We start from the raw sequence: 16568 nt of genomic DNA, 5'->3' as shown, positions 1-16568 counted from the left end.
TTCATTGCATCCTGATGTTCGCGTCGTGGATCAGACGCCGGTACATGTCGAGTTCGGCCGTGATCAGCCGGGCGAAATCCGCCGGGGAGCCGGCAACGATCTCGTAGCCGCCTTCGTCGGCCAGGCGCTTGACCACGTCGGGTTCCCGCATGGCGGCGCCCACCGCGTCGTTGAGGATCTTCACGATGGCCGGATCGGTGCCGGCGGGAGCAAGCATGCCCTGGAACTGCGTGATGTGAAAGCCCTTGTAGCCGAGCTCTTCCATGGTGGGCACGTCGGGCAGCGCGGGCGAGCGGGTCGGGCCGGACACCGCGAACGCGCGCAGCTTGCCGGCGTGGACGTGTGGCACGGCGGTCACTATGGTGTCGAAGGTGAAGGACAACTGTCCGCCCAGGATGTCGGCCAGCGCCTGGGCGTTGCCCTTGTAGGGGACGTGGGTGAGTTCGGTCTTGCTCATCAGCGCCAGCAGTTCGCCGGCCAGGTGGCCGCCGGCACCAATGCCGGCGGAGCCGTAGCTGAGCTTGCCCGGCTGCGCCCGCGCCGTCCGGATCAGATCGTCCAGGCTGCGCAGCGGCGAGGCCGCGGGCACGACCAGCGCATACTGGTAGCTGGTCAACTGGCTCACGGGCACGAGGTCCTTCGTCGGGTCGTACGGCACCTTCTCGTACAAGGACGGGTTGACGACCAGCGGCCCGCTGGCGTCGGCCAGCAGGGTGTAGCCGTCCGGCTTCGCCTTGGCGACGAAGTCCGTGCCTATCATGCCGTTGGCGCCGGGCTTGTTCTCGACGACGAAGGTCGCGCCCAGGCGGTCCGAGAGCTTCTGGGCGACCACCCGCGTGGTGATGTCGGCGGCGCCGCCTGCGACGTAGGGCACGATGACCCGCACGGGCCTGGATGGATATTTGTCCGCGGCGGGCGCGTGCCCGGGCAGTGCCAGGGCGAGCATCGCCAGCGTTGCCAGTGTCTTCATGTCTTCCTCCTTGGTCTGGCCGTGGCCTTAACGAGGCGCGGCGTAGGCGGCCAGCAGGGCGGCCGTGTCGGCATCCAGTTCGATGCCCTCCGCGCGGCTGCGCGCCAGCCGGCCCAGTTCGATTTCCCCCGGGACGATGACGGGGTGGGCAGGATCGATGGGCGAGCTGCCGTGCAGGATGGCGGCGAAGTCCTTCATCCTCTCGGCCAGCCAGGCGGTGGAGCCGAGCCGGCGCGTATCGATCAGGATGAAGAAGTGCCCCAGGTTCTGCGGCTCGTCCGGCGCCTCGACCCACGACTTCACGTGGGTCAGGTAGGCGGCGTTGGACAGCAGGCCGGCGAACAGGTCCACCATCAGGGCCAGGCCATAGCCCTTGTGCCCGCCGATGGGAAGCAGGAAGCCGTCCAGCGCGGCGGCCGGGTCGGTGGTGGGGCGGCCGGCCTGGTCGGTGGCCCAGCTATCGGGGATGGGCTGGCCCTGCTTGAGGGCCCGGCGGATCTTGGCGCGGGCGACGACGCTCATCGCCATGTCGAGCAGGAAGGGATCGCCGCCGGGGTTGGGGACGCCGAATCCGATCGGGCTGTTGCCCAGCCTGGCGTCGCTGCCGCCCCAGGGGGCGATGGTGGTGGTGGCGTTGCTGCCGATGATGCTGGCGAAGCCGCTCTGGGCGGCGATCAGCGAGTACGGCGACACCGGGCCGAAATGATTGCTGGCGCGGGCGAACACGACGCCCACGCCGCATTCGCCCGCGGCCTCCATGGCGGCGCGCAGGGCATGCATGCCGACCAGCGGGCCGACGCCGTTGCCGCCGTCGACCAGGCGCAGCGCGGGGGCCGCCGTGCTCACCGTTACCTGGGCGCGCGCGGCGATACCGCCGACCTTCAGGCGATCGCCATACGATTCGAGGCGGCTCAGGCCGTGCGTCGACAGGCCGAACATGTCGGCCAGCACCAGCACGCGGACGACGTCCTGGGCGTCCTGCTCGGGCAGGCCGAGCGCGCGGAATGCCAGGATGCCCAGGCGGGTCAGTTCTGCTTCGGAATATTTCGTGGGCGGGACAACGGTGGCGGGCATGAGGCGTTCCTGCGTAGGGAAAGAAGGCTATGGAACGCATCTTGGGCGACGGATAAATGGGAGTAAAGTGCAAAAATTGGATGGATTCTTGACGAAAACGCATGAAATTCGACCTGGCCGATCTGCGCGCCTTTCTTGCCGTGGCGGACCTGGGAAGCTTCCGGGCCGCTTCCGAGTCCCTGCACGTGTCGCAGTCCGCGCTGTCCCGGCGGGTGGACAAGCTGGAGGATGCCCTGGGCGTCAAGCTGTTCGAGCGGACCACGCGCAAGGTCCAGCTGACGACCATAGGACGCGGCTTCGTGCCGCGCGCAAGAAACGTTCTGAACGAGCTCGAGAGCGCCCTGATAGGGATCCAGGACGTGGCCGAGAAGCTGTCGGGCGAGGTCACCATCGCCTGCGTGCCGTCGGCGGTGGCCTATTTCCTGCCCGAGGTCATCCACCAGTACCACCAGCAATATCCGCGCATCCGTATCCGCATCATCGACGAGTCATCGTCCGAAGTCTTGACGGCGGTGGCGCGCGGCGATGCCGATTTCGGCCTGACCTACATCGGCACGCAGGACGCGGAGATCACCTACCAGCCCCTGCTGAACGAACCCTTCGTGGTGGCGCTTCGGCGCGACCACCCCCTGGCGGCGCGGCGCACGCTGACCTGGGCGCAACTGGCCGATCATCACTTCATCCGGCTGGCCCAGGGCAGCGGCAACCGCTTCCTGATGGACCAGGCGCTGGCGCATAGCGCGCAGCAGCCGCGATGGTTCTGCGAGGTCCAGCACGTCCCTGCGCTGGTCAGCCTGGTGGAAGCCGGGGTGGGCATAGGCGTCGTGCCGAAATTGGCCATGCCCAAGGGCCGGCATGCGGCCCTGGTCAGCAAGCCCCTGCGCGAGCCGGCCGTCAGCCGGGACATCGGGCTGATCCACCGGCGCGGCAGGCAGCTCAGTCCGGTGGCGCAGTTGCTATACGACATGTTGATGAAGACGCGGCGCACGGTTTGAGCCGAATCTGCTCGCGCAGGAAATCCGCCAGGGCGCCCACCGTACGGTGGACGGGAAGCGAGGCCGGCGACACGATGCCGATCTCGATGTGCCCGGCCGGCGCGAGCGTCAGCACGCGCAGCGGATCCGCGCCGAAAGGCGGGACGCTGATGCGGCTCACGATGGCGGCACCCGCGCCGCCGCGCACGAGTTCGATGGCGGTCCAGGCATCGCGCACCTCGATGTCGAAGCGTGGCGTGACGTTCGCCGCCGAGAACCAGCGGTCGACGATGGGGCGGATCACGCCGCTGGGCTTGAGCCCGATCAACGGGACGCCCGCCAGGTCGCCCGGGGTGATGGTGTTCGGCCGGGGCGGTTCGTGGTGCGCCGGAAGAACGCAGACCAGATCGCTGGTGAAGACGCTGGTCGCCACGATCCGATCCGTTTCCACCGGCAGCGACAGCACCGCCAGGTCGGCGTGGCCCGACAGCAGGCGGCGCAGGATCGTCGCCCGGTGCGCGGTATCGATGTCCAGGCGGATGCCCGGGTGCCGCGCCGCGTAGCGGCCGATGGCCTGGACGCAGGCGCCCGTGGACAGGGCGGGGGTCAGCAGGATGCGCAGCACCGCGCGCTGGTGATTGGCGATCAGCCGCGCCACCGCCTCGACCTCGTCCACGCTTTCGTATAGGCGGTCGACCTCGTCGATGAGCTGGTGCGCCTCGGGCGTGGGAATGAGCTTGCCCTTCTCGCGCCGGAACAGCGCGAAACCCACGGCGCTTTCCAGCGATCCGATCAGGTAGCTGACGGCCGGTTGGGTGATGGCCAGCGCCGAGCTGGCCCGCACCATGCTGCCTTCCCGCATGACCGCCCGGAAGGCTTCGATCTGCCTGAGTTTCAATGCCAAGGTCTATCGTCCGCCTGGAAGAAAGCCGGAGACGATGATCGGGCAGAAACGCCGGCTAGTCCACCGAAATCTGGGCAGTCCTGCGGATGGCCGCGATGCTGTCCATGTCGCGCCGGATGGTCGCCGCGAACTGCTCCGGCGTGCCCAGGGCGGGAAACACGCCTTGTCCGCGGTACTTTTCCCGCAGGCCGGGGTCGTCCAGCGCGGCCCGCATGGCGGCCCGCAGCGCGCCGCGCGCGTCCCCGGCAAGGCCGGCCGGTCCCACCAGGCCGTACCACGTCGGCTGGTTGTTGTCCGGCCATCCCGCCTCGGCATAGGTCGGCACCGCGGGCAGCATGTCCAGGCGCCCGGGCCAGCTTACCGCCAGCGCGCGTACCCGGCCGTTCCGCAGATAGGGCATGGCCGAGGCGACCGAGGTGAAGGTCGAATCGACCTGGCCCGCCACCAGGTCGGCCAGGGCCTGCGAGGCGCCCTTGTACGGCACGTGCAGCATGGCCGTGCCGGTCGAGTGCTTGAACTGTTCGCCCCAGACGTGGCCGATGGTGCCGTTGCCGGGGGACGAATAGGTCAACTGGTCGGGATGGCTGCGCAGATGCTGCACGAATTGCGCCAGCGTCGTGGCCGGCACCTTGCTGTTGACCAGCAGGATGCCGGGCGCCTGCGCGATCTCCCCAAGCAGCGTGAAGTCGGTCAGGGGATCGTATCCCACCTTGCGGTAGACGACGGGGTTGACCGCGTGGGTCGATTGCGTGGCGAGTCCCAGCGTGTAGCCGTCGGGGGCGGCGCGCGCGACTTCCGAGGTGCCGATCGACCCGCCCGCGCCGCCGCGGTTCTCCACCACCACGGTGGCGCCCAGGTGTTTTCCCATCAGCACCGCGATCTCGCGCGCGATGACGTCGGTCGCGCCGCCGGGGGCGAAGGGGACCAGCAAACGGATCGGCCGGCTCTGGGACCGGGCCGTGGGCATCGCGGCGGCCGCCGCCAGGCCAAACAGGAATCGTCGTCGTTCCATGAGGGTTTCCTTGCAGGGTAGGTGCGAACGGCGCCGCGTCAGGTCGCGGCCAGCTCGGCCGCCGCCGCGGCCAGGGCCAGGGCCCCGGCCTCGATGGCGCGTTCGTCGCAGAAATAATCGCTTTGGTGCAGTTGTGTCGAGGAGCCCGCGCAACGGGATCCGATGCGCAGGTGCGCGACGGGGACATGCTGTCCGTACCAGGCGAAATCCTCGCCGCCCATCGACAGCGCATCGAGTGCGACCAGGGCGTCGGCGCCCAGGCCGCGTTCGATCGCGCGGATGGCCCGCTCCAGGGTGTCGCGGTCGTTGACCAGCGCGGGGGCCAGGGTGCGCCATTGCACGTCCACCGCCGTCCGCGTGGCCGTGGCCGTGCCTTGCGCCAGCCGGCGCAGCGCGGCCTCGACCTCGCCGCGCACGGCGTCGTCGAGCGTCCGGCAGGTGCCTTCCAGCGTGACCGCGTCGCAGATGACGTTGCGCGCGCGGCCGCCCTGGATCCGGCCCACGGAAAGGATCAGGGGCTGGTCGGCGGCGACTTCCTTGGCGCGTATCGCGTTGAGCCCGGTCAGCAGCATGGGCAAGGCCTGCAAGGCATCCACGCCGGAGCGGGGATGGGCGGCATGGCCGGCCGCGCCGCGAACGTCGATGACGAAGGCGCTGGACGAGGCCATGGACGCCCCGTGCCGGTAGCCGATCCGGCCCGTGTCCAGCTGCGGTGAATTGTGGCAGCCCAGCAGCACGTCCACCGCCGGCGCCTCGAGCACGCCCGCCTCGATCATCGCCCGCGCGCCCTCCAGCGTTTCCTCGGCAGGCTGGAAAAGGAACTTGAAGCGGCCGCGCAAGGTGTGCCGCCGCTCGCACAGCAGCGAGGCCGCGCCCAGTCCGATGGCGCAATGCACGTCGTGGCCGCAGGTGTGGGCCGCGCCCGGCACCTCGGACTTGAACGGCACGTCGGCGGTTTCCGTCATGGGCAGGGCGTCCATGTCGACGCGCAGCCCGACCGTGCGCCCGGGGCGACCGGTGTCCAGCACCGCCACGACGCCGGTGCCGGCCACGCCGGAAACGGCGTCAAGCCCCAACTCGGCCAGGTCGTGCCGGACGATGGCCGCGGTGCGCCGCTCCGCGAACGCGAGTTCGGGATGGCGGTGGATGTCGCGCCGGATCCGGACCAGTTCGTCGTATCGCTTGGGCTCCAGGGAGAACGGGGTCATCGCGCCGTCTCCGCCAGGATCCGCGCGAACGCCTCGTCCGTGCCGTTGAGCGCGGCCAGGCGCCCGCCCGCGCGGACCCGGGCATAGCGTTCCGCCTGCGCGGACTGCCGCGCCTTCGCCTCCGGCGCGCATGCCAGCAGGCGGGGGCCGTCCACGAAAAGCACGCCGTTCTCGTCGCCCAGCGCCAGCATCCCGGGGGCGATGTCCATGCCATCGATGGAGACGGGCTCGCAGAATGTGCCGCCTTCATAGTGGCGCTTGCAGGTCAGCGCGGTCAGGCCGACCGCCCAGACGGGCAAGGCCAGTTGCCGGAGTTCCTGCACGTCCGTGACCGGGCCGTCCACCAGGATGCCGGCGCAGCCCGCTCGTTCGGCGGCCAGTGCCAGACCGCCTCCCAGGCAGGCCTCGGGGCGGTCCGGGCCGCGTGCGATGACCAGGAAATCGCCGGGCCGCAGGCGGGAAACCGCGTGATGCACGATGGCGTTGTCAGCGCCGGGGCTGAGGCAGGTCACGACCATGCCCACCGACGGCTCGCGGCGGCCCGCCAGATGGCGGTGGCGCGGTCCGGTGAAGCCTTGGTCCAGCAGGTGGCCCAGCGCGGCGGGTTCCAGGCCGTCGGCCAGCGCGCGCAGCTCGGGCGGCAGGGGCGCCGGCAAGTCGCCGAAGCGGAAGGCTGCCTCAGGCATGGGCCAGCTCCGCCGCGATCGGCCGCTCGCCCTCGACGGTGGTCCGATGCAGGCGCCGCACGGATCGCGGGTCGAAGGCATCGCGCTTGTGCAGCAGGCAGCGGTTGTCCCACATCATCATGTCGCCGGGCCGCCATTGCTGCGCCCAGACGTGGCGGGCATCGGTGGCCGCCGCCCACAGGGCCGCCAGCAACGGCGCCGCTTCGTCCTGGGGCATGCCGGGGATGGACTGGTGCGGACGATCGCCGCCCAGGTACAGGCATGGACGGCCGGATCCGGGATGCCGCCGGACCAGCGGGTGATCGACGCCGGCCCAGGCGGCGTAGTCGTCGGATGCCGGCGGCGTCTTGCCCAGCCTGACCTCCCCGCGTCCGTCGACGACCGACTGGTGATGGATGGCGAGGCCGTCCAGGCGTGCCTTCATTGCCGTGTCCAGGCTCTGGTAGGCGGCATACATGTTGGCGAAATACGTGTTGCCGCCCTGGTCGGGCAGTTCGACCGCCCGCAGAATGGCGGCCGACGGCGGCTGTTCGACGAACCAGGTGTCCGTGTGCCAGCGCACTTCGCCGTCGCCCAGGTCGCCCGCCGGCGAACCGTCGGCCTTCTTCTTGTTGCTGATGACCAGGATTTCGGGGAACTCGGCATTCCTGCCTTCCTGGAGCTGCCGAGGATGGAACACCGCCGGGCCGAGCGCACGGCTGAAGGCCACCTGCTCCCGATCGCCGATCCGGACGCCGCGAAAGCGCAGGACCGGGTAGCGGAACCACGCCGCTTTCAACTGGGCAACGGCATCCTGGTCGATGGCATCGAAGGGGAAGTCCTCGATTTCGCCCACGAAGTCCTCGACTATCTCTGTTACCGCGAATCGCATCGACACGTCTCCGATTGGCCCCGGATGCGTCCGGCCGCGCCGGGGCATCGAGGTGGGATGATTATGCGAACGCGAGCGGCATCGGCGCCAATCGAATCGAGGCGGTGGGCGATAAAGGGATTTGATAGGGCCGGTCAGGCGTGGGCGGTATCGACCAGGAAATCCACGAAGCTGCGCACCGTGGCGGGCACATGGCGATTGCCGGGCCAGACGACGGAAACCGGCTGGGCTGGCGGACGCCACGCGGCCAGGACCTCCACCAGGCGGCCGCTGCGCAGGTCGTCCTCGACGGTGAAGTCCAGCAACTGCGCGAGGCCGGCGTCGCTTAACGCGGCCGCCAGCGTGCCCAGCGGATGGTCGAAGTTCATCGCGGGCTGGAGCCGGACCTGCGTGGCCATGCCATCGGCCGACGGCGCGAAGGTCCAGGGCATGGCGCGGCCGCTGTCGGGCATGATCAATCCCAGGCAGGCGTGGTTGGCCATGTCCTCTGGCGTGGCGGGCGTGCCGTGCCGGCGCAGATAGGCCGGCGAGGCGACGATGCGCGGGCTGGCCGGGTGCAGCGGCCGCGCGACCAGCCGCGAGTCCGCGACCTCGCCGATGCGTATCGCCATGTCGACGTCGTCCATCACGAAATCCGCCACGGCGTTGCTGACCGAGACGGTCACCTTCACCTGCCCGTGATGGCGCGCCACGTAGCGCGGCACGAGCGGGATCAGCCGCTTGATGCCGTAGCTGGCGGGAGCGCTGATGCGCAGCTCGCCGCGTGGCAGCCGGTGCCCCGTCAGCGAACGCTCGATGTCGTGGATGTTTTCCAGGGCCTGGCTGCACGTGCGGTAATAGGCCTGCCCGTCGTCCGTCAGCCGGATTGCGCGGGTGGTTCGCGCGAACAGCTTGACGCCCAGCCTGTCCTCCAGGCGCCGCACGGCCTTGCTGATCGCCGAAGGCGTCGTGCCCAGCACGGTCGCGGCCGCGGTGAAGCTCCCGGCCCGGGCCGCCGCGCAGAACATCTCCACCGTGTCCAGTTTGCCTGACGCTTCGTTCATGCCGTTCGCCCCACATCGTCCGACGAGCATTGTGCGCGCAATCGTCCGCGCGATCCATGGATTGATGCCGGCTGGGCACAAATGAAGTGCCCGCCGTCCCCTTCATCGGCATCGCCCCCAAGCCTAGAGTAGGGCTTCTCGGGCCGGCTACCGCGGCCTTCCATCATCCAGGAGCGCCATCATGGCATCGCAAGCACTCGTCACCACTTCCGAAGCACTTCAAGCTGCCGTGCAGGACGCCGGCAGGCAGGTCATCGCCGTAGGCGGGCTGCTGTCCGGCCTGCCTTCGATCCGGCTGCTGCCGGGCCAGTCCCTGGTCGGCGGGGAAGCCGGCGCGGTCCTGGCCTTCGCCGCGGGCAGCGATGGCGTGCAGCTGAGCGAGGACAACGAGATCCGTGACCTGCGCATCGAAGCCTCGCCCGACCGGCGAGCCATCTTCAACGATCCCGGGGTGGACGGGCTGGGCCGCATCCGCCTCGCGGCGGTGACCACCGTCGGACAGGTCCAGATCCTGGCCCGCGACAAGGTCCGCGCGGGCCATGTCGAGGTCGACGGACTGGACATCGTCGCGGCCGATGCGCGGGCCCGGGCCGACCGGCCGCAAGGCTATGGCGTCTACGTGACCCAGGGCGCCTTCACGTTGTGGAACATGCAGGACGATGCCGCCGTGACCATCAGCGCACGCCTGACCGGCCTGTCGGCCGGCCGGCCCACCGCACCCGTGCTGGGCAGCGGGATCTTCGTCAGCGGCATGTCCGGGGGAGGGCGCCTGGCTGTGTCCCTGCTGGAAACCGGCGCGGTCCATAGCGACGGCCGGATTCCCGCCGGCACGCCCGACCAGATCACCGGCGGCGTGTTCACCGTCAGCAACGCCTTCGTCGACGTGGTGCGCAACCTCGGGCCGGTCGTGACCTACGGCGTCAACGACATGGTGCTCGACAACTGGGGCACGGTGGATCGCTGGGACGCGCGGGAAAAGCTGACCTCGTATGGCCCCAGCGGTATCGGCTTCGTCAACTTCGGCGTGGTCAACGAACTGCGCGTGCACGCGCCCATCGAAACCTTCGGGCAGGGCGCGCGCGCCTTCAACGTCTACGACGGTACCGTCAACGTGGCGGAGTTCGACCGGCTCGTCACGCATGCGGACGGCGCGGTCGGGATCCAGATCAGCCAGCCCATCGGCCGCCTGTCGGTGCGCCGCGGCATCGAGACCTTTGGCGGCACCGGCGATTCGCTGGTCAAGGGCGTGGTCGTGAAGCTGTCGGCCATCGCGCTCAGCGTCAAGTCCGGCGGTTCGGCGCGCGAGATCGAGATCGCGGGCGGCGTGGTGGTCCACGGCAAGGACATCGCGCCGATCGAGATGCACGGCGCCATCGGGACGCTGCGGATCGACGGCCTGGCCGTGGCCGGCGCCTGAACGATGACAGGAGAATCTTCATCATGACCGAACGCCTTGTATCCGCCGTGCTGCCCGCGCAGCGCGTCATCGATGACGGCGACATGCTGCTGTGGCGCGCGTTGCCGCAGCGGGACCGGATTTCGCTGGGGCCTTTCGTTTTCATCGACCACTATCGCCATCGGTCCCGGCGCGGCATCGGCGATTCGCCGCATCCGCACGCGGGCATAGAGGTGATCAGCTACCTGCTGGAGGGCGAGGTCGAGCACCGCGACAGCGAAGGTTTCCGCGACCGCCTGGGCGCGGGCGACGCCCAATGGATACGGGCCGGCCGGGGCATGCTCCACGCCGAGCAGCCGGCCGGCGGCCGCCATGGCCTGCAGCTCTGGACCAGTCTGCCACCCGGACAGAAGCTGATCGAGCCCGCCTATGCGTCCTTCCGGCGCGGCAGCATTCCCGAATTCGAACAGGGCGGCGCGCGCGTGCGCGTGATCGCGGGAAACATCGGTGGGCATGCCGGCCCCATGGCCACGACCATGCCCACGCTGCTGGCACATGTCCGGCTGGCTTCGGGAGGGCGTACCGTGCTGCCGGTGCCGGAAGAGGAGCTGGGCCTGGTCGTGCTGGACGGCCAGTTGGATCTCGGCGATGGCAGGACGCTCGGCGCCGGCGCGCTGGCGGTCCTGGCGCCCGGCGACTCGGTCGAGCTGCGGGCCACGGCGCAGGGCCCCGCAGACGTCGCCCTGCTGGGTGGGCCGCCGGCGCAGGGGCAGATTTTCTTCGGTGGGCCGTTCGTGATGGACACGCCCGAGCGCCTGCTGCAGGCCAAGCGCGACTTCGCCAGCGGCAAGATGGGGCGGTTGGACGGGGTGCCGTTTTAGGGAAGAAGGCGGTGGGGACGTTCTTGTTCCGTCCCCATTTCTTCCGTTCGACAAGCGAAACGCGGACGCGCTAGAATTCCCGCCGGAGCTGAAACGCGCACATGGCCGCGGCTCCCGACTCACTTCAAGACATGAACCGCATCGTTTCGAACCAAGCAGCTCAGTGGTGGCGCTTCCGCTAGGAAGCGGCACGTTGTTGCGGTTCGAGAACTGCACCCTGCCGCCGTAACCGGTGGCAGGTCGCGAATTCACACAGCTCCCCCGGCACGGCGGCTCCCGATCCAGGAGATTGTCCGTGTATCCAGCAGTATCCCCCCTTGCCAGCCGAACCCCCGCACACGTGCATCGTGGCTCGTCGCTCGCGTGGTGGCGCCAGCTCCCGGACGGCGCGATCGCCGACGTGTTCCCGGCCACCGGCCTGTTCGATTCCACGGGGAGAGCGGCATGCTGCTGATGCTCGACAATTACGATTCCTTTACCTACAACCTGGTCCAGTACTTCGGCGAACTCGGCGCGGACGTGCGGGTGTATCGCAACGACCAGATCACGCTGGACGAGATCGCGGCCCTGGCGCCCGAGCGCATCTGCGTCTCGCCCGGGCCGTGCTCGCCCGCCGAGGCCGGCATCTCGGTGCCGCTCATCCAGGCCTATGCCGGCAAGGTGCCCATCCTGGGCGTGTGCCTGGGCCACCAGTCCATCGGTGCCGCGTTTGGTGGCAAAATCGTCCGCGCGCGGCAGATCATGCACGGCAAGACGTCGGCCCTGACCCATACGGGCAGCGACGTGTTCCAAGGCTTGCCGTCTCCCTACACGGTCACCCGGTACCACTCGCTCGCGGTCGAACGCGACAGCCTGCCCGACTGCCTGGAGGTGACGGCGCAGACCGACGATGGGGAGATCATGGGCCTGCGCCACCGCAGCCTTCCCGTCTACGGGGTGCAGTTCCACCCCGAATCCGTCTTGAGCGAGCATGGCCATGCCTTGCTGCGCAATTTCCTGCAGTTGAACGCATGAACCAGCGGCAACGATTTCCCAAGGAGTCCATGGTGTCCATTACCCCGACCGAAGCGCTGGTGCGTTGCATCGAACACCGCGAGATATTCCACGACGAGATGCTGTCGCTGATGCGCATGCTGATGCGCGGCGAGATGTCGCCGGCGACCGCGGCCGCGCTCATCATGGGCCTGCGCGTCAAGAAAGAGACCATAGGCGAGATCACCGCGGCCGCGCAGGTCATGCGCGAGTTCGCCGACGGCGTGCAGGTTCCCGATACCGACCGCCTGGTCGACCTGGCCGGCACCGGCGGCGACGGCGCGCATACCTTCAACATCTCGACCGCGGCCATGTTCGTGGCGGCGGCCGGCGGCGCCAAGATCGCCAAGCACGGCAATCGCGGGGTCTCGTCGTCCTCGGGCAGCGCCGACGTGCTGGAGGCGCTGGGCGCCAACGTCATGCTGCCGTCCGCGGCCGTGGCCGAATGCATCGAAGCCACCGGCATCGGCTTCATGTTCGCGCCCGTTCACCACTCGGCCATGAAGAACATCGCGCCCATCCGCAAGGAACTGGCGGTGCGCACCATCTTCAACCTGCTGGGGCCGCTGACCAATCCGGCCGGCGCCGCCAACCAGCTCATGGGCGTGTTCCATCCCGACCTGGTCGGCATCCAGGTGCGGGTGCTGCAGCGCCTGGGGTCCAAGCATGTGCTGGTGGTCTACGGCAAGGACGGCATGGACGAGGCCTCGCTGGGCGCGGCCACCATGGTGGGCGAGCTGCGCGACGGCGAAGTGCACGAATACGAGATCCATCCCGAGGACTTCGGTCTCCAGATGGTGTCCAACCGCAGCCTGAAAGTCGCCAATCGCGACGAATCCCGTGAACTCGTGCTGGAAGCCTTGTCCAACGTACCAGGCCCCGCGCGCGACATCGTCGCGCTGAACGGCGGCCTGGCCATGTATGCCGGCAATACCGTGTCATCGGTGGCCGAGGGCATACGCAAGGCCTTCGAGCTGATCGCCAGCGGCGCCGCGCGCGCGCGGCTGGACGAGTTCGTATCGTTCACCAGGAAGGCGGCGCAATAAGCCGCCTTCGCACAGGAATCTTGATGGGTGGGTCATGAGTGACATTCTCCAACGCATACTGGAAGTAAAGGCCGAAGAGGTCGCCACCGCGCGCCTGCTTCGCAGCGAGTCCGACCTGCGGCGCGAAGCCGAGGCCCGGCAGGACGTGCGGGGCTTCGCGCAGGCGATCGAGGCCAAGGTGGCGGCGGGCCAGTCCGGCGTCATCGCCGAGATCAAGAGGGCCTCGCCTTCGAAGGGTCTGCTGCGCGAGAACTTCCAGCCCGACGAGATCGCGGCCTCGTATGCCACGCATGGCGCGGCCTGCCTGTCCGTGCTGACCGACGTGCAGTTCTTCCAGGGATCGCAGGACTACCTGCGCCGCGCCCGCGCCGCGTGCGCGCTGCCCGTGCTGCGCAAGGATTTCATCGTCGATGCCTACCAGGTGGTCGAGGCGCGTGCGATGGGCGCCGATTGCATCCTGCTGATCGTGGCCGCGCTGGCGCCCTCGCAGTTGCGGGACCTGGAAGCGCTGGCCCTGGAACTCGGCATGGACGTGCTGGTGGAGGTCCACGGCGCGGCCGAGCTGGATACGGCGCTGGAATTGCGTACCAGCCTGCTCGGCATCAACAACCGCAACCTGCGGACTTTCGAGGTCTCCTTGCAGAACACGATCGACCTGCTGCCACGTATTCCGGCCGGCAAGCGCGTGGTCACGGAAAGCGGCATCCTGGGCCAGTCCGAGGTCCGCCAGATGCGCGAGTACGGCGTCAACGCCTTCCTGGTGGGCGAGGCCTTCATGCGGGCGCCCGATCCCGGCGCCGAACTGTCGCGGCTGTTCGCATGAGCGCGCCCGCCCGGCCGCCCGAAGGGCGCGCGACCTCCCTCGGGGAGGATGTCGCGCAGCGACAGGAGGGTAGTCCAGTGAGCGCGCCCGCCGATCTGTTCGCGGCGGAGCCGGACAACCGCCTGGCCGAACCGCTGCAAGGCCACGTGGATCGCCTGCCTGCCGGCTGGCGCGATTTGCTGGCCGAGGCGTTGGCCAGCCCGTCGTTCGACGCGCTGCGGCGCTTCGTCGACCTGCGCCGGGAAGCGGGCGCGGTGATCTATCCGGCCTTGCCGTTCCGCGCGCTGGATCTGGCCACGCCCGAGTCCACCCGGGTCGTGATCCTGGGGCAGGATCCCTATCACGGCCCCGGCCAGGCCCAGGGCCTGGCGTTCTCGGTGCCGGACGGCTTCAAGCGGCCGCCCAGCCTGCGCAACATCTTCAACGAGATCGCGGCCAGCTTCGGCGGCAATCCCGCCGCTTTCGGCAACGATCTGCAACGGTGGGCCCGGCAGGGCGTGCTGCTGCTCAATACGTCGCTGACCGTGGAAGACGGCGCGCCCGCCTCGCACGCGAAGCAGGGCTGGGAGGCGTTCACCGACGCGGTCATCGCCGCGATCGCGCGCGAACCTTCGCCCAAGGTCTTCATGCTGTGGGGCGCGCACGCGCAGGCCAAGCAGGCATTGCTGCCGCCCGGCGGCAGACACCTGGTGCTGATGGCCAATCATCCTTCGCCCCTGTCGGCCCGGCGTCCGCCGGTGCCGTTCCTGGGGTGCGGGCATTTCGAAACCGCCAACCGCTGGCTGGCGGAGCAGGGGCGGGAACCCGTCGCCTGGTGAGGGCCGGCGGCCGGGTCAGGCCGCCGCGATCACGCACTCCGTTTCCGGCGCCGGCTCGAGCTTCACCGTGAACCGGCGCAGTTCATCGCGCCGGAACGCATGGATCTCGACCAGGTCGCCGGGCCGGTAGCGCGCCAGGAGCTTGTCCAGGTTGCCGTTCTGCACGCGCAGGCCGTCGATGGCCACCAGCACGTCTTGTGCCGACAGCCCCGCCCGGTGGGCCGGGCCGAGCGTGTACACGGTGGCCAGGCGCAGGTCCTCCCCCTGGCGCGCGGTCTTCACGCCCAGGGAAGGAAGCGGCGACGAGGCCTTCCAGGTCAGGGCATGGCCCTGCTGCGCGAGCAGTTCCGCCAAGGGTACGTCCTCGCGGCCGTAGGCGTGGCGGCGCAGGAAATCGCGCGCGTCCACGCCGGTGGCTTCCCGGATCAGGTCCGGCATGGCGTCTTCCTCGACGCCGCGCGCGCCGCCCCGGTAGAAATCGCGGCCATAACGCGCCCACAGCTGCCGCATCACGTCGTCCAGGCTGTGGCGCCCGCCGGTTTCATGCCGCAGCAGCAGGTCCAGCCCCAGCGCGACCAGCGAGCCCTTGGTGTAGTAGCTGACGATGGCGTTGGGCGAGTTCTCGTCCTGGCGGTAGTAGCGCGTCCAGGCGTCGAACGAACTTTCCGCCACCGATTGCTTGAAGCGGCCGGGTGCCGCGTGCACCAGGGATACCGTCCTGGCCAGCGTGCGCAGGTAGTCCGGTTCGGTGATCACGCCGGCCCGCAGCACGAACAGGTCGTCGTAATAGGACGTGAAGCCCTCGAACAGCCACAGCAGCCGCGTATGGTTCTCACGGTCCAGGTCGTAGGGCGCGAAGGCCGCGGGCTTGATGCGCTTGACGTTCCAGGTGTGGAAATACTCGTGGCTGACCAGGCCCAGGAAGTTGCGGTAGCCGTCGGTCTGCTCGGGCCGTCCCTGCACGGGCAGGTCCGAGCGCGAGGTCATCAGCGCGGTGGACGAACGGTGTTCCAGGCCCCCGTAGCCGTCGCCGGTGACCATGGTCATGAAGACATAGCGGTCCGAACTGTCCAGGAACGGCGCCCGCCGCGTCCGCGGTTCGAAGAAGGCGATCTGCTTCTCGCAGATCTTGCGGATGTCCGTCACCAGCCGTTCGAGATCCAGGTTGGGAATGTCGCCGGTGAAGACCAGCTCGTGCCGCGCGCCGTAGGCCTCGAAACTGGCGACCTGGGGCGTGCCCATCTCGATGGGGTGATCGGCCAGCGCGTCGTAGTCCGGCGCGCGGTACATGCCGAAACCGTGGCGCGGCGCACGCTGGGGATGCCCCTCGGCCTCGGGCAGGCTGGTGTAGACCTTCCAGTCCAGGCCGCGCGGTGCCACCAGTTCCAGCAGGCAGGGCACGCCGTCGTGGCCGGCCGCGCGCAGGAAGACGCTGGTGCCGTTGAAGAACCCGTGGCTTTCGTCCAGGTGCGCGGCGCGCACCGACAGGTCCCAGGCGTAGATCTCGCAGACGATCTGCAGCGGCCCGCGGCAGGGCGCGGCCTGCCAGGTCTGCTTGTCCAGCTTGCTCAGTTCGATCTTGCGGCCCCACGCCCGCGCCTCGATGCTTTCTATCTGCCGCGCGAAGTCGCGGATCATGTAGCTGCCGGGTATCCAGGCGGGCAGGCTGACGCACTGCCCGGTCGGGTCGGGGTCGGGAATGGACATCGTGACCCGGCAGCGGTGCCCGGCCGGATCGATGAGTTCCAGGCGATAAGAGATGGCTTCGGCCATGGGCGTGCCCGGCTGGGACGCGCGCCGGCGAGGCGCGGGGCGATTGGAAACGGCGGT

Annotated in this window: 16 protein-coding genes; 7 read left to right on the top strand and 9 right to left on the bottom strand. The window is 69.2% G+C overall.

Annotated features, from left to right (window positions below; genetic code table 11):
• Position 1: 1 nt before the first annotated feature.
• Complete coding sequence (locus EGT29_RS23590; RefSeq protein ID WP_124691266.1) at positions 2–970, bottom strand: tripartite tricarboxylate transporter substrate binding protein; 969 nt, start codon at positions 968–970, stop codon at positions 2–4.
• A 27-nt stretch (positions 971–997) separates the two neighbouring features.
• Entirely contained in the window at positions 998–2044 is a 1047-nt protein-coding gene (locus EGT29_RS23585) for an Ldh family oxidoreductase (protein WP_124691265.1), read from the bottom strand.
• 101 nt (positions 2045–2145) lie between these two features.
• On the opposite strand from EGT29_RS23585, the gene EGT29_RS23580 reads away from it, so the two are divergent.
• Positions 2146–3039, top strand: coding sequence for a LysR family transcriptional regulator (locus tag EGT29_RS23580; RefSeq protein WP_124691264.1), 894 nt, complete (start codon positions 2146–2148; stop codon positions 3037–3039).
• Here EGT29_RS23580 and EGT29_RS23575 read toward each other — a convergent pair.
• The 6 genes from EGT29_RS23575 to EGT29_RS23550 all read right to left on the bottom strand — a co-directional run bounded on the left by EGT29_RS23575 (position 2981) and on the right by EGT29_RS23550 (position 8742).
• Entirely contained in the window at positions 2981–3922 is a 942-nt protein-coding gene (locus EGT29_RS23575; RefSeq protein WP_124691263.1) for a LysR family transcriptional regulator, read from the bottom strand. The two genes, EGT29_RS23580 and EGT29_RS23575, sit on opposite strands and share 59 nt — an antisense overlap.
• Positions 3923–3977: 55 nt before the next feature.
• Positions 3978–4934, bottom strand: coding sequence for a tripartite tricarboxylate transporter substrate binding protein (locus EGT29_RS23570; RefSeq protein WP_124691262.1), 957 nt, complete (start codon positions 4932–4934; stop codon positions 3978–3980).
• Between the two features lie 38 nt (positions 4935–4972).
• The gene (locus EGT29_RS23565) at positions 4973–6142 is read right to left on the bottom strand and encodes a M20 family metallopeptidase (protein ID WP_161567932.1); all 1170 of its coding nucleotides are present in this window, start codon (positions 6140–6142) and stop codon (positions 4973–4975) included.
• Positions 6139–6828, bottom strand: coding sequence for an RraA family protein (locus EGT29_RS23560; RefSeq protein WP_124691260.1), 690 nt, complete (start codon positions 6826–6828; stop codon positions 6139–6141). Before EGT29_RS23560 ends, EGT29_RS23565 begins: the two co-directional genes overlap by 4 nt.
• On the bottom strand, positions 6821–7699 hold the full coding sequence (locus EGT29_RS23555) for a TauD/TfdA family dioxygenase (RefSeq protein WP_124691259.1): 879 nt from the start codon (positions 7697–7699) through the stop codon (positions 6821–6823). The genes EGT29_RS23560 and EGT29_RS23555 overlap by 8 nt, the downstream gene beginning before the upstream one ends.
• A gap of 134 nt (positions 7700–7833) precedes the next feature.
• Positions 7834–8742, bottom strand: coding sequence for a LysR family transcriptional regulator (locus EGT29_RS23550; protein WP_124691258.1), 909 nt, complete (start codon positions 8740–8742; stop codon positions 7834–7836).
• A 181-nt stretch (positions 8743–8923) separates the two neighbouring features.
• On the opposite strand from EGT29_RS23550, the gene EGT29_RS23545 reads away from it, so the two are divergent.
• The 6 genes from EGT29_RS23545 to EGT29_RS23520 all read left to right on the top strand — a co-directional run bounded on the left by EGT29_RS23545 (position 8924) and on the right by EGT29_RS23520 (position 14738).
• Entirely contained in the window at positions 8924–10159 is a 1236-nt protein-coding gene (locus EGT29_RS23545; RefSeq protein WP_124691257.1) for a hypothetical protein, read from the top strand.
• A 23-nt stretch (positions 10160–10182) separates the two neighbouring features.
• Positions 10183–11019: a pirin family protein gene (locus tag EGT29_RS23540; protein WP_124691256.1), complete on the top strand. Its 837-nt coding sequence runs from the start codon at positions 10183–10185 to the stop codon at positions 11017–11019.
• Positions 11020–11463: 444 nt separating this feature from the next.
• Positions 11464–12033, top strand: a complete 570-nt coding sequence (locus tag EGT29_RS23535; RefSeq protein WP_124691255.1) for an aminodeoxychorismate/anthranilate synthase component II — start codon at positions 11464–11466, stop codon at positions 12031–12033.
• 32 nt (positions 12034–12065) lie between these two features.
• Positions 12066–13097 carry an anthranilate phosphoribosyltransferase gene (gene trpD, locus EGT29_RS23530; protein ID WP_124692493.1) on the top strand — a complete coding sequence of 344 codons (1032 nt, stop codon included), beginning with the start codon at positions 12066–12068 and terminating at the stop codon, positions 13095–13097.
• 34 nt (positions 13098–13131) lie between these two features.
• Entirely contained in the window at positions 13132–13920 is a 789-nt protein-coding gene (trpC, locus tag EGT29_RS23525) for an indole-3-glycerol phosphate synthase TrpC (protein ID WP_124691254.1), read from the top strand.
• Between the two features lie 77 nt (positions 13921–13997).
• The gene (locus EGT29_RS23520; RefSeq protein WP_238160183.1) at positions 13998–14738 is read left to right on the top strand and encodes a uracil-DNA glycosylase; all 741 of its coding nucleotides are present in this window, start codon (positions 13998–14000) and stop codon (positions 14736–14738) included.
• Positions 14739–14753: 15 nt separating this feature from the next.
• Here EGT29_RS23520 and EGT29_RS23515 read toward each other — a convergent pair whose 3' ends face one another.
• Positions 14754–16511 (bottom strand): M61 family metallopeptidase, encoded by a 1758-nt coding sequence (locus EGT29_RS23515; RefSeq protein ID WP_124692492.1) that lies wholly within the window; start codon positions 16509–16511, stop codon positions 14754–14756.
• Positions 16512–16568: the final 57 nt, after the last annotated feature.

Source organism: Pigmentiphaga sp. H8 (assembly GCF_003854895.1).
Classification (GTDB): domain Bacteria; phylum Pseudomonadota; class Gammaproteobacteria; order Burkholderiales; family Burkholderiaceae_B; genus Pigmentiphaga.
The sequence above is the reverse complement of the archived record's forward strand: the minus strand, read 5'-3'. Positions and strand labels throughout refer to the sequence as shown.